General features: G+C 63.6%; 13 protein-coding genes. All 13 read right to left on the reverse strand.

What is annotated here, in order from left to right:
- Positions 1–102: 102 nt before the first annotated feature.
- The 13 genes from KHO30_RS22435 to urtC all read right to left on the reverse strand — a co-directional run bounded on the left by KHO30_RS22435 (position 103) and on the right by urtC (position 13,281).
- Positions 103–1,890: a nitric oxide reductase activation protein NorD gene (locus KHO30_RS22435; protein WP_211702353.1), complete on the reverse strand. Its 1,788-nt coding sequence runs from the start codon at positions 1,888–1,890 to the stop codon at positions 103–105.
- Positions 1,887–2,717 (reverse strand): CbbQ/NirQ/NorQ/GpvN family protein, encoded by an 831-nt coding sequence (locus tag KHO30_RS22440; protein ID WP_211702355.1) that lies wholly within the window; start codon positions 2,715–2,717, stop codon positions 1,887–1,889. The genes KHO30_RS22435 and KHO30_RS22440 overlap by 4 nt, the downstream gene beginning before the upstream one ends.
- Positions 2,714–4,240 (reverse strand): amidase, encoded by a 1,527-nt coding sequence (locus KHO30_RS22445; RefSeq protein WP_093643277.1) that lies wholly within the window; start codon positions 4,238–4,240, stop codon positions 2,714–2,716. Before KHO30_RS22445 ends, KHO30_RS22440 begins: the two co-directional genes overlap by 4 nt.
- The gene (locus tag KHO30_RS22450; protein WP_211702357.1) at positions 4,231–5,244 is read right to left on the reverse strand and encodes an urease accessory protein UreD; all 1,014 of its coding nucleotides are present in this window, start codon (positions 5,242–5,244) and stop codon (positions 4,231–4,233) included. Before KHO30_RS22450 ends, KHO30_RS22445 begins: the two co-directional genes overlap by 10 nt.
- Complete coding sequence (gene ureG, locus KHO30_RS22455) at positions 5,234–5,929, reverse strand: urease accessory protein UreG (protein ID WP_244864103.1); 696 nt, start codon at positions 5,927–5,929, stop codon at positions 5,234–5,236. The genes KHO30_RS22450 and ureG overlap by 11 nt, the downstream gene beginning before the upstream one ends.
- Positions 5,930–5,960: 31 nt before the next feature.
- Positions 5,961–7,664 (reverse strand): urease subunit alpha, encoded by a 1,704-nt coding sequence (gene ureC / locus KHO30_RS22460; RefSeq protein ID WP_280531447.1) that lies wholly within the window; start codon positions 7,662–7,664, stop codon positions 5,961–5,963.
- Positions 7,665–7,673: 9 nt separating this feature from the next.
- Positions 7,674–8,372, reverse strand: coding sequence for an urease subunit beta (gene ureB / locus KHO30_RS22465; protein ID WP_093643268.1), 699 nt, complete (start codon positions 8,370–8,372; stop codon positions 7,674–7,676).
- Between the two features lie 17 nt (positions 8,373–8,389).
- Positions 8,390–9,118 (reverse strand): urease accessory protein UreF, encoded by a 729-nt coding sequence (locus KHO30_RS22470; protein ID WP_211702359.1) that lies wholly within the window; start codon positions 9,116–9,118, stop codon positions 8,390–8,392.
- Positions 9,111–9,587, reverse strand: coding sequence for an urease accessory protein UreE (gene ureE / locus KHO30_RS22475; protein WP_211702360.1), 477 nt, complete (start codon positions 9,585–9,587; stop codon positions 9,111–9,113). The genes KHO30_RS22470 and ureE overlap by 8 nt, the downstream gene beginning before the upstream one ends.
- A 24-nt stretch (positions 9,588–9,611) precedes the next feature.
- A complete protein-coding gene (locus KHO30_RS22480) occupies positions 9,612–10,652 on the reverse strand; it encodes an aliphatic amidase (RefSeq protein WP_093643257.1) in 1,041 nt (346 codons plus the stop codon).
- 63 nt (positions 10,653–10,715) lie between these two features.
- Complete coding sequence (urtE, locus tag KHO30_RS22485; RefSeq protein WP_093643254.1) at positions 10,716–11,405, reverse strand: urea ABC transporter ATP-binding subunit UrtE; 690 nt, start codon at positions 11,403–11,405, stop codon at positions 10,716–10,718.
- A 2-nt stretch (positions 11,406–11,407) separates the two neighbouring features.
- Complete coding sequence (gene urtD / locus KHO30_RS22490; protein WP_211702362.1) at positions 11,408–12,145, reverse strand: urea ABC transporter ATP-binding protein UrtD; 738 nt, start codon at positions 12,143–12,145, stop codon at positions 11,408–11,410.
- Positions 12,142–13,281, reverse strand: coding sequence for an urea ABC transporter permease subunit UrtC (gene urtC, locus KHO30_RS22495; RefSeq protein WP_211702364.1), 1,140 nt, complete (start codon positions 13,279–13,281; stop codon positions 12,142–12,144). Before urtC ends, urtD begins: the two co-directional genes overlap by 4 nt.
- Positions 13,282–13,283 lie beyond the last annotated feature (2 nt).

A 13,283-nucleotide genomic window follows, 5' to 3' on the forward strand; every position in this document is an offset into this window, starting at 1 on the left:
GGGTGGATTTTGCCCCCACGGTTGCTCTCACACCACGGTCGGCTCTTACGTGCCCGCACCAACAACCTGACGGTTCCTCTGGACTCGCTCGCCTAGCCATTCTTATCGTGAAGCAACCGCGACCAGCGCCGATGGCAAACCACGCAGGTCACTGAGAGGCGCAACCCGGCGTCGGCCGAATAGCGCTTTCGCATCCTCAAGCGTCTGCGGATCAAGAGCGAGGCACCCGCATTCGATCCCGCGCACAGCGAGCTCGTTCAATGCCCGCCGCATGTCTTCGCGCAAATAGCGAGGATCGAAGACATCGATATCAAACGGAACGCAATCGGATACGGTCAACAAGCTGGCGCTGGACAAGCCTATACGCGCGGCTTCGTGGCTCACCCGCGCACCGGCATGCCGAAGCGCAGCACCAAAGCGGGTGGAAAGCCCTGGTCGAATCCGCGCAATATAGGCCTCGGTCGAGGCGCTCCACGCCTCGTCGAAATCTTTGAACACGTGAAAGCGCACCCGTTGGCGCCCATCGGAATGAAAGCCGTACATCGCATAAGGTCGATCGCCCGTGCGCAGCGCTTGCCCAAGTACGCGCGCGACGTCCAGCACGGTATCGATGCGCCCGTCGAACGCGTTCGATGCCGAGAGGTCGAGCAGTATCGCGAGCGGCACACCGCGCGCCTCGCGGCGGGGCGCCACGAAGCCTTTAAAGCGGTCCCGCTCGCCGCGCAGCGCATCAATGCGTCCCGCGATACATGCATCGAGATCAAGCAGATCGCCTTCGAACTCGCGCGTCCTGCCCGTGACGGCGTGCTGCCGTGTCGTATTGAGCACCGCCCTGACGCGCCGTGCCGGCGCGGCGTAATCGTGAAGGGCAGGGCAGTCTGGCAAAGCGGTATCCAGACTCAGTGACTCGACGCTGCACCAGTCGCCGCGATAGCGTCGAATCACGTAGTCCCACTCCGGATAGCGGTGCAAAGATACGACGCGTGTGGGCAGTTCTTCATCGTGTGGGGCAGCGGCTGCCGGCGTGTCTCCGGGTCTATCCGCAATCCGCCTGGGCGGCGTTGGCTGATCTGGTGGAATCTCGCCGGCTCCCTCGCTTTCCTGTGGTGCAACATTGCGCTCGGGCGCGACATCGCCGGATACCGGCGCGACCGCTGTCGGCGGCAAGTCCCACATTCCGCTGTTGTCGTCACGATAGATGGCGGCTGGGGTGTAAGTCTTCGCGTTGAACTGGATCCGCATCTGCCCGAGGTCGTTGCCCAGCAAGTTGCCCAGATGGCGTGAGATACCCGCGTCCGTACCAGCGGTTCTGCTGAACGCCGCTTCGAATAGCGTGCGACCCTTTATGACCCAACCGTCGCGATCGACATAGCCAGGGTCGAGCAGACCGCGCGCAAGTCTCGCGATCAAAGCGGCCGCGGTGCCGCTGCTTTCTGAGCCCGTTCGATGAAACGGCAGCCACCAGCGCCGCAGTCCCGGATAGCGCGCAATCGCGAGCCGTTCGACCCTTGCGTCCTCGATCACACCAACCAGCGTCAACTGCAGCGGCCGCAGTCTGGCGGGATCGAAACGCACTGTCGAATAAGTCAGATGGGCTGCCGCATGTGCCGCACACGCCAGGTAGAAGCGGCGCGCGTCATCCGGACCATCGGCCTCATACTCACGCGGCAACATCAGCGCGGTGCCCGTCACGATCGGACATGGCCGTGCGGCGGCTGTCTGTTCGTTGTGCACGAGCGCCTGCACGGGAGTGCTTATTTGCCACGCCGCGCGCAGATACAAACCGAGCGTCCGCTCGAAGCGCGTGAACGGAAAGACCTCACGCGTTGCGATCGCACAGGGTCCCTCGTCGATGCTAGGGCTCGCTGCTACCGCCGTACCGGCGTTCATCCGAACACGCCACTGGCGATTGCCGTCAGCGCGGCGCACAGATCGGCGTCGTCGCTGAGCGGCTGGATGATGCCGATCCGGCACGCGGCCAGTGCATCCATTCCGTGTGCAATCAACGTCGCAGCGTAGATCAGCATGCGCGTCGAAGCCCCCTCCGGCAAGGCGGGATCGTCGAGTACGCGGGTCCGCGCCGCAATTGTCACGAGCTTTTCAGCCACTTCGTGCGGCACATTGCCTTCATGCGCGACGATTGCGGCTTCCGTCTGCGCACCCGGCCAGCCGAGGTCGAGCGCGACAAAGCGCTGACGTGTCGACGGTTTCAGATTTTTCGATACATGCTGATAATGCGGATTGAACGAAATCACCAGGGTGAAATCCGGATGCGCGGTAATCAGCTCGCCGCTTTTGTCGATCGGCAGAATGCGGCGCGAATCGGTGAGCGGATGGATGACCACGGTCGTATCCTGACGGGCTTCGACCACTTCATCGAGGTAGCAGATCGCGCCATGCCTGACGGCGTTCGTGAGCGGCCCGTCTTGCCAGTAGGTACCGTTGCCGTCGAGCAGGTAGCGCCCGACGAGATCGCCTGCGTTCATGTCCTCGTGACAGGCAATGGTCACGAGCGGGCGTTTCAGCCGCCATGCCATGTGTTCGACCAGGCGCGTCTTGCCGCAGCCCGTCGGTCCTTTGAGCATGATCGGCAGCCGCGCATGGTAAGCCGCTTCGAACCACGCCAGTTCATGGTCGACCGGTTCATACCACGGCTCCTGCGCGACGCGCCACGCGTCCAGCGGTGCGCCGGCCGGCGCGAGTTGCGGTCTCGTCATGCGCCCCCCTGTTCGTAGGCATGCGCAGCCCGTAGTACGGTGGCATCGGCGAAATGCCGCCCCGTGATCATCAGACCCACGGGCAAACCATCCACCGCTTTGCATGGCACCGAAATCGAAGGATGACCCGTCAGATCGAACGCGGCTGTATTGGCGCACATGTTGAGCGCTTGCCTCACAAAGGTCTTGCGATCGGTCTCCTGACCGGCAAGCCGCGCATGCGCCGTCTGCGGCGTAGTCGGCATGACGACGAGATCGTACGTACCGAACACGCGCTCGTACGCAGCGTTCAGTTGGCGCGCCAGATTGCGGGCACGCGCATAAAACACGCCTTGGTAGTAGTCCGTCATGTATGCGGCGACGAGGACACCCATCTTGGCGGTCGGCGAGAAGTCGCCGCCGTGAGTCTTGATGCCGCGTCCCATCGCTGACATCAGGCGTGGGTCGTAGAGCCCTTTGTTCTGGTAGGCGTGATGCCCCGCATAGAAATTGGCGACGCCTCCCTCGATTGCGACCGCGTTCCACACGGGCACGACCATCCGATGTTCCGGCACGGAGATCGTGTCGACCGTCGCGCCGAGACGCGTCAGCGCCTGCACCGCAACGCGTACGGCTTCGTCGACTTCAGGCAGCGCTTCCTCCGAGCCGAATCCTTCCGACACGACCGCGATCTTCAGGCCATGAATGCTGCCCGTCAGCGCACGCGTGTAGTCGCACTTTTCAACTGGCTTCGTCTGACGCGGGTCGGCGTCGGCATCGTCGAGCCCGGCGATGACCGAGAGCAGCAGGGCGGCATCGCTGACGGTACGCGTCATCGGACCGATATGGTCGATCGTCAGGTCGAAGCCGACGATGCCTGTATACGGCACGAGGCCGTGCGTCGGTTTGTGGCCGACGGTGCCCGACCACGACGACGGAATCCGGATCGAGCCACCCTGATCGCCGCCGATCGCGAGATCGACCAGACCGCTGGCAACCGCCGCGGCCGAGCCGCATGACGAGCCGCCCGCGAGATGCGCCGGGTTCGCTGCGTTGAGAGTAGGGCCGTAAGTGCTCGTGTGGCCGCCGCCCGAAAACGCGAAGTCGTCGGTGTTGAGAATCGCGGTGATGTGCGCGCCGTCGGCGAGCAGCCGCTTCACGATGGTTGCGTCACGCTCGGGCACGTAGTCGTACAGCAGGCGCGACGCGCACGACATTGGAATGCCGGCGACGCTGATCGTATCCTTGAGCCCGACGGTTTTCCCGGAGAGCCGCCCCTGCGCGCCGGGCAGATGCACCGAGCAGTTGCGCACCACTGCGTTGAGCGGATCGTCGTGCGGAGCCGGACGCGTGCCCGCGACACGCACCGCCGGCAGGACGTCGAATGCAGGTTCGGAATACTGATCGAGCGTGTCGTAAAGCGACAGGTTTTCGCAGACGAGTTCGTAGTACTCGTCGAGTTCGACTTCGGTCAGAGACAGATGACGGGCTCGGCTGATTTCAATCAGATCGGTTTTGGACGGACGGCGCAGTGTCACGGGCATACCTCTCGGTTGCGGTTCTGGGACGAATGGGACGCGCGCGGCGCCCCTTCGTGGACACCGTCGAGCGTCCGATGGACAGCCTCGACGGCGGTGGAAAAGATGGCGCGCAACGCGACGCTGTCGGCGGCCAGCATCCTGACGAACGTGCCGCACGCGCCCGGCAGCACACCGGCTGCGGCATAGGCCATTGAGAGGGGCATGTCGAGTGTCTGAAGGGCTGCGTTGATGGCGTGCGCCACTGCTTCGCTGCCTGCATCGCCGTCGTCGAGCCTGAGCACGAGCAGGCCGCCGTGCGCGCCATACATCTGGCGCACGCCGGAGAGCGAACCGCGTGACGCGCCAGGCGCGAGGCGAAAGCGGTCGCGCGCCAGCAGTCGTGCGTCGGCGTTGCGTATGTTGATGGTCGCATCCAGCATGCCGAAGCTCGCGGCGCGACGCGTGGGGTCGTGAGTGAGCCACGTATCGGCGATGAGAACCGTCGCGCCGCCATGCAACACGACATCGATGGTGCTCACCAGCCGGGCGGCGGGAAACAGGATGGTCGGCTGCGGCAGATAGTCGAATCGCGATTGCGGATGCGCTTCAATGGCGACCCGCGAATGCGCGATGCCGTGTGTCATCGTATGCACGATGGTTGCTGCCGCTGTGCGAATGGCAGCTTGCGCGCGCGGCATCGCCACGAAGCGCTGAAACACGCGGTCGCCCTCGAACAGGCCGCCCGATGAAGACTGCACGATCACTTCCGCCGTCGCATCGGAGGCCGGCGCACGATCGATACACCGTGTTACCGGCAAGATACGGCCGACATGGAACGGATAACCGTTGCGTTGCCGCGAGAGCCACGTCTTGCCGGACGGTGCGCGTTCGAAACACAGATCGAGTTGCGCGGCATCCGCATGGCCGTGGACCGCCGCAAGGGCGCGAGGAGCGCACAGGTCGGCATCCATGCAGGACGCTGTGCAAGCGCCCGCGCCGGCGTGATCGGGCAGTGTTTCAGAGCGCATCGAAGAGCACGTTCTCGATAATGGCATCGGCCACCGCATCGACCCCGTCGCCCGTTGCGCAGTTGGTCAACAGCACGGGCCGCTCGCCGCGCACTTCGCGCGCCTCGCTAACCATCCGCCGCAGATCGACACCCACGTGAGGCGCGAGGTCGAACTTATTGATCACGAGCAGATCGCAGGACAGCACACCGAGGCCGCGTTTGCGAGGGATGTCGTCACCGGCCGCAACGTCGATGACGAAGATCCAGTAGTCGACCAGATCGAGCGAGAACGACGACGCGAGATTGTCACCGCCCGATTCGATCAGTACCAGCCGCAAGCCGGGGTAACGCGCGTCCAGTTCGTCGGCCGCCTGCAGGTTGAGGGTCGGGTCTTCGCGGATCGCAGTGTGTGGACACGCGCCCGTTTCGACGGCCAGCACGCGTGCCGGATCGATCAGGCCGCTGCGACGCACGCGTTCGGCGTCTTCGCGCGTGACGAGATCGTTGGTGATCACCGCGAGGTCGATCCCGCGTGCGGCGAAACGCGGAATCAACTGCTCGAGCAGGCGCGTTTTGCCCGATCCCACTGGACCGCCTATGCCGACGCGGGCCGCACGTGCGGCATGCACAGTAGACCGCGCGGCGTTCTCAAAGGGATTCGTTGCAAGCTGCATGCTGCCGGAGAAATCAGAATCGGTGCTCATCGAAAACACTCCTCTATCGCGTCCGATGCCGCTAACGCAACATGTAACGCCGGCTAAGCGGCACTTCGCGTGCGGGGTCGCAGCGGATCACCTGGCCGTCCACCGACACTTCGAACGTCTGCGCATTGACGGAGATGGACGGACACGCGTCGTTATGCAGCATGTCGCGCTTGCTAAGGCTTCGTGTGCCATGTGCGCCGACCAGCCTGCGCGTGATGCCTAGCCGGCCGTGCAAATCGGCGCCGAGCGCAAGCGGATTCACGAAGTTGACCGCGAGCGAGGCGGGCGCGCGTCCGAACGCTCCCCATTGCGGACGCATCGCAAGCGGCTCACAGGTCATGAGCGATGCTGCCGAATCGCCCATCGCCCCCCACGCAATGAAGCCACCCTTGATCACGACCTCGGGCTTGATGCCGAAGAACGCGGGCCGCCACAGCACGATGTCGGCGAGCTTGCCGTCTTCGAGCGATCCGACCGTGTCGGCAATACCGAAGGTGCGCGCGGCGTTGATCGTGTACTTTGCGATGTAGCGCTTGATCCGCTCGTTGTCGCCGCGCGCCGTGCGCTCGCTTGAAAGACGCCCGCGTTGGTCCTTCATCTTCGAGGCCAGCTGCCAGGTCCGGCAGATCACCTCATTGATACGCCCCATCCCCTGGCTGTCCGAACCGAGCATCGAGATCGCCCCGAGATCGTGCAATACGTCTTCGGCGGAAATCGTCTGCGCGCGGATGCGCGATTCAGCGAACGCGACGTCTTCGGGCACCGCCGGGTTCAGGTGGTGACACACCATGATCATGTCGAGATGCTCATCGAAGGTGTTCACGGTGTACGGATTGGTCGGATTGGTTGACGACGGCAGGCAGTTCATACGTCCCGCCACCGCGATGATGTCGGGCGCATGGCCGCCGCCCGCGCCTTCGGTGTGGTACATGTGGATCGTGCGGTCCTTCATCGCTGCAACGGTGTCTTCGAGAAAGCCGGACTCGTTCAACGTGTCGCTATGCAGTTGCACCTGAAAATCGTATTCATCGGCGACCGTCAGACACGTGTCGATCACCGCGGGCATGGCGCCCCAGTCTTCGTGAATCTTCAGCCCGAGGCAGCCGCCCCGCAGCTGGCCGATGAGCGAACCCGGCTTGCTCGAGTTGCCGCGCCCGAGAAAACCGAAGTTGAGTGGCCACTGCTCGGAGGCCTGCATCATGCGCCCCACGTTCCACTCGCCGCCGCAATCGATGCCGACCGTGATGGGGCCAAGCGAACCGCCAATCAACGTGGTGAGGCCGGAGGCGAGCGCGTGTTCGCAGAGCTGCGCCGAATCGAAATGCACGTGGACGTCGATACCGCCTGGGGTGGCGATCAGCCCCTCGGCGTCCTTGACGGTCGTTGCGACGCCGCACACGAGGCGCGGATCGACGCCGTCCATCACCTGTGGATTGCCCGCCTTGCCGATCGCCACGATCCGGCCGTCTTTGACGCCGATGTCGCCTTTCACGATGCCGAGTACCGGATCGATGATCGTCGCGTTGCAGATCAGCATGTCGAGTGCGCCGTCTGCGCTGTCGTGTCCGGCCTTCAGGCCCATGCCGTCGCGCAGCGTCTTGCCGCCCCCGTGCAGGCATTCGTCACCCGGCACCGCATAGTCGTGCTCGATCTCGGCGAGAAGCGACGTGTCGCCTAGCCGCACTGCGTCGCCGGTGGTCGGGCCGAACATCTCGGCGTAGGCCTTGCGTGTCATCGTAACCATTCAGGCTCCTTCGAAGCCGCGCTGTGCGGCGCGTGCGATGGCAGCCTCGCGGCGGCCGGGGTCGTCGAGCGCACCGTCGGTCAAACCATTGAGACCGAAAATCTCCTGTGTGCCACCGAAGGCGACCAGCGTTACGTCCTTCGCATCGCCGGGCTCGAAGCGCACGGCCGTGCCCGCCGGAATATCGAGCCGCATGCCGAACGCGGTGGCACGGTCGAAGCGCAGCGCACGATTGACTTCGAAGAAGTGGAAATGACTGCCCACCTGAATGGGCCGGTCGCCCGTGTTGACGGCGCGCACGGTGGTGCGAACGCGGCCTGCGTTCAGTTCGATCTCGCCTTCCGCGGCGAGGATTTCGCCGGGGACCACGGCGTCGGCGGCGCTCGCGTGCATGCCGGGCCGGATCGGTTGATGCACGGTGACGAGCTTGGTGCCATCGGGAAACGAGCCTTCCACCTGCAGCATCGGCACCAGATCGGCGACGCCGGGCAGTACATCGTCCTCGCAAAGCAGCGTCGATCCGTACGCGATCAGATCGGCCACGCTGCGGCCTTCGCGCGCGCCCTCCAGAATCTCATCGGCGATCAGCGCGACGGCTTCCGGATGATTGAGCTTCAGGCCCTTGTCGCGATGACGGCGGGCGAGCTGCGCGGCGGTGAAGAGTGTCAGGCGCTCGTATTCGGTCGGGGTCAGCAGCATCGCGGTCTTCCTTCCTGTCAGTTGGCAAAGAGCCGCGCATCGTGGGTCTGGCTGCGCAGCGCGGCAATGTCGGCCGCGAAGGTGGTGGCATGCAGGTCGTCGAGAGGCGGCGCCGGCTGAGCGAGGACTTGTGCAAGCGGCGCGCGCAGGAGCGCGAGCACACGCTGCGCGTCGAGATGCCCGACGATGCCGAGGCGCACGGCTGAACTCACCGCGCCGGTACAGGTCATGTGCGCGGTGATGGCGCGCGCCTCGTTCTCAGTGATGTGCAGGCTTCGCCATATGGCACCTTGAACAGCGGCGAGATGGCCACGCGTGCGGCCATCCACGATGGCCTCGCGGATCCGGCTCGCGGTTTCCGAGCCGAGCCGCGCGTGCACATCTGCGAGCGTGCGCCCGAGCCGGCGCGAGCCATTGCGCAGGGCCGGCGGCAAGGCGGTAGCCTCGGCGAGGGCATCGACCTCACGCCATGCGTCGAATGAATCCCCGGCACGCCAGGCGGCGCACACAAGTCCCTGATCCAGACTGGCCCAGCGCGACAGTGCCTGCGACTCGACGAATGCAAACAGCGTTGCAGCGTCGGTGACAAGCGCGTCACGCATGAGGCCTTCGAGACCCCACGAGAAAGCCATCGTGCCGCCCGGAAAGAAGCTGTCCGACTGTTGCAAGCTGGCAAGCAGGCTGACGGGGCACGCCGTGATGCCATGGTTTGCGCCGGTTGCCCGGGCGGAGGACAGGTCAGACATGGTGATGCTCCCTGCCGTCAGACACGTCGTTCGCGAGGCGAATACGTTGATCCGCCAGCATCGGCGCGAGCCTTTGCAGATAGTCGTCGAGCGCGCCTTTCACCGCGATTTCCAGTGCGCCTCGATCGAAGCGCACCTTCCAGTGCATATTGCCCGCGAAGTAGCCGAGTTCGAGCGCCGCCGCCGCGTCGCGTGGCGCAAGCCGCAGCCAGCGCGTGTCCTCGGTGCGCACGACAAGCGCCGCGTCGCGGTCGAGCCGCAGCACCGCGCCGTCGAACAGATGCATATCGCGATCGAGCGCGATGCCGCACTCATCGCCGCGCTGAGTGCGCGCTCGCAGGCGGTGCCGCTTGATATCGTCGGCGGCGAGCGTCACATAATCCACCCGCCCGTGATGCTCGAGCGAGTGCAACAGATCGGCAATGCGCGGTTCGGCCGCACTGCCTATGATCGACGTGTAGGTAATCATCGCGTGTCGCTCCCGCCGGCCGGTTTAGCGGTGTGCCAGATCGGATGGGTTAGGAATGCCGGGGATCGGACATTCCTCTGTGCCTGGCGTGCCGCGCGTCAGTGCCTCGACCATCTTGCGGGTGCCTTCCGGATCGGTAATCCACTTCGAGTAGAAGTCGTACGGACAGTCGGCGACTCCGTCGGCGTCCTCGCGCGAATTGATCTTGCCGGTGTAGCCGCGATGCAGCAGCTTGTACAGATGGTTCTCCGACTGCATGTTTTTGCGCGCATCGCGGATCAGGCTCTTCGAGAGCGCGCCGTACTGGATGCCGAATTCCTCCTCACCGCATTCGCCCAGCGTGCGGCCGTCGAAGCCGATGATTGCCGAGTGGCCGAAGTAGGAGTAGACGCCATCGAAGCCGGCGGCGTTGGCGACGGCCACGTAGACGTTGTTTGCCCACGCCATCGATTTCGCCATGAGCACCTGTTGCTCCTTGGCGGGGTACATGTAGCCCTGACAGCGCACGATCAGTTCGGCGCCTTTCATCGCGCAGTCGCGCCAGATCTCCGGGTAGTTACCGTCGTCGCAGATGATCAGACTGATTTTCAGGCCCTTCGGACCATCGGATACATACGTGCAGTTGCCGGGATACCAGCCCTCGATCGGCACCCACGGCATGATCTTGCGGTACTTCTGCACGATCTCGCCCTTGTCGTTCATCAGGATCAGCGTGTTATACGGGGCCTTGTGCGGATGCTCCTCGTGCCGCTCGCCCGTGAGCGAAAACACGCCCCACACGCCGGCGCTGCGGCATGCTTCGGCGAAAATTTCCGTTTCCTCGCCAGGCACGGCGGCCGCGGTGTCGTACATCTCCTGCTGGTCGTACATGATGCCGTGTGTACTGTATTCGGGGAAAATCACGAGATCCATGCCGGGCAAGCCGATCTTCATGCCCTTGACCATCTCGGCGATCTTGCGCGCGTTCGCGAGCACCTCCGCCCTGGTGTGAAGACGGGGCATCTTGTAGTTGACCACCGCTACGCCAACCGTGTCGAGACTGCTTGAAATGTCGCCGTGTAACATAAGTACTCCTTTTTGGTAAGAATGAACTCCCGTGCGGGAGCGTCATGAATCCAGTTGGTCGACTCAGATGGTCAGATAGCGCATGATCCGTTCCGCGTCGACGTTCTCACGCCGGTCGGCGTGCACGAAGCGCCCCTTCTCGATGATGAGGAAGCGATCGGCGATTTCGAGCGTGAAGGTCAACACCTGCTCCGATACGATCAGGGCGAAGTTGCGTTCCTTCTTCAGGCGGTTGAGCGCGCGGGCGATGTCCTTGATGATCGACGGCTGGATGCCTTCCGTCGGCTCGTCGAGGATCAGCACCTTGGGTTCGGAGACGAGGGCGCGGGCAATCGCAAGCTGCTGTTGCTGGCCACCGGAGAGATTGCCGCCGCGCCGGTTGCGCATTTCCGCGAGCACCGGAAACGAGTCGTAGATGTACTCGGGAATCTTCGGCTTGCGCATCCGGTCCATGCCCGTGAGGATATTTTCTTCCACGCTGAGATAAGGGAAGATCATCCGTCCCTGTGGCACATAGCCGAAGCCCGCGGCAACCCGCTCGTAGCTTTTGGTTCCCGCGAGATCGCGTCCGCCCAGACGTATTTCGCCGCTGCGCGACGGAATCATGCCGATCAGCGACTTCAGCAAGGTGGTCTTGCCCATACCGTTGCGGCCCATCACGGCGATCGTTTCGCCCGCCGTCAGCTCGAAACTGAGGTCGTGAAGAATATGGCTTTCGCCGTAGAACACGTTGAGGTTCTGGATCGCGAGCATGTTCAGTGTCCCAGATAGACTTCGATGACACGCGGGTCGTTCTGCACCTGGTCCATCGTGCCTTCGGCGAGCTTTTTGCCCTGGTGCAGAACGGTGACCTTGTGTGCGACGGCTTTTACGAATTCCATGTCGTGCTCGATGACCACGACCGAACGTCCCCTTGCAATCTCGCGCAACAGCGCGCCGGTCTGTTCGCGCTCCTTCGCGCTCATGCCGGCAACAGGCTCGTCGAGCAGCAGCAGTTCGGGATCCTGCATCAGCAACATGCCGATTTCGAGCCACTGCTTCTGGCCGTGCGATAACTGTGCCGCCTTGCGGTCGAGTTGATCGGCGAGGAAAATCATTTGCGCGACCCGGTCGATTTCGTTGCGCACGGTATCGTCGCGGTGAAAGAACAGGCAGCCGATCACATCGCGTTTCTTCGGGTAGGAAATTTCCAGATTCTCGGCCACGGTCAGATCTTCGTAGACGAGCGGGTTCTGGAATTTTCGGCCGACGCCCGCACGGGTGATCTGATATTCGAGCAAGCGTTCGAGGTTCAAGCCCTTAAACGCAATCGTTCCGTAGGTGGGTTTCGTTTTGCCGCAGATCATGTCGAGCAGCGTGGTCTTGCCGGCGCCGTTTGGGCCAATCACGACGTGCAACTCGTTTTCTTCGACGTAGAAATTCAGATCGTCGACCGCCTTGAAGCCGTCGAACGACACGGTCAGGTTCTCGACCGAAAGGATCATCTGACTCATTGGGCCGCTCCCTGGCGCTCGCGCAGCCATTCGATGACGCCGGCGAGTCCCTTGGGCAGGAACATCGGCACGAAGATAAAGAGGGCGCCGATCAGGTACAGCCAGAAGCCGACAAAGTTCTCGGACAGGAAACTCTTGGCGGCACCGACGAGGATCGCGCCATAAACCGCGCCGACCAGCGATAGCCGTCCACCCACCGCTGCGTAGATCACCATTTCGATCGACGGCACGATGCCGCAGACCGAGGGCGACGCGAAGCCGACCTGCAGCGTGAACATCGCGCCGCCGATCGCCGAGAACAACGCTGCCACGGCGAAGATGAAGCCCTTGAAGAGGGCGGGGTCATAGCCCGAGAAACGGATGCGGTCCTCGCGGTCGCGGATCGCGATCAACACCTTGCCGAGGCGGCTTTTCAGAATGAACCGGCCGGCAAGGATCGCGGCCAGCAACAGGCACGCGCTCACGTAGTACAGCACGTAGACGGCGGTGTCGCTCTGCACGCTGTAACCCATGAAGGTGGGCAGATTCGTGATGCCGTTGATGCCACCCGTGTAGCCTTGTTGCCCGATGATCACGATCGACATGATCGATGCGAGCGCCAGCGTCACGATCGAAAAGTACACACCGCCCACGCGCTTGCGAAAATTCGCGTACGCCAGGATGAAGGCGAGCAGCGTCGGCAGGATCACGATGGCGGGCAGGGCAAACCACGCGTGCTCGAAGGGCGCCCACCACCAGGGCAGCTTGTCGATGCTGTTCCAGGTCATGAAGTCGGGCACAGGCGGCCCGCCATTGCCGAACACGGCCGCCGCCGGATCGGCGGAGGTCGCCTCGAGCTTCATGTACATCGCCATCATGTAGCTGCCGAGGCCGAAGAAAATGCCTTGTCCGAGACTCAGAATGCCGCCGTAGCCCCAGGTGAGCACGAGCCCCGCCGCGCAGAACGCGAAGCTCAGATACTTCGCGAACAGGCCGAGGCGGAACGAGCCGGACACCGCCGGAATGGCGACCAGCAGAAGCAGCGCGAGGATCACCACGGAATAGCGTTCGAGCAGCAGCGTGGCACGCAATCCAGCGCTATGCGCCGACGCGGCGGGACTCGAAGCACGCGGCGATGAAATAGGGAGGTCTTTCATGG

It is taken from the genome of Paraburkholderia aspalathi, from assembly GCF_905220735.1.
Lineage (GTDB): Bacteria > Pseudomonadota > Gammaproteobacteria > Burkholderiales > Burkholderiaceae > Paraburkholderia > Paraburkholderia aspalathi.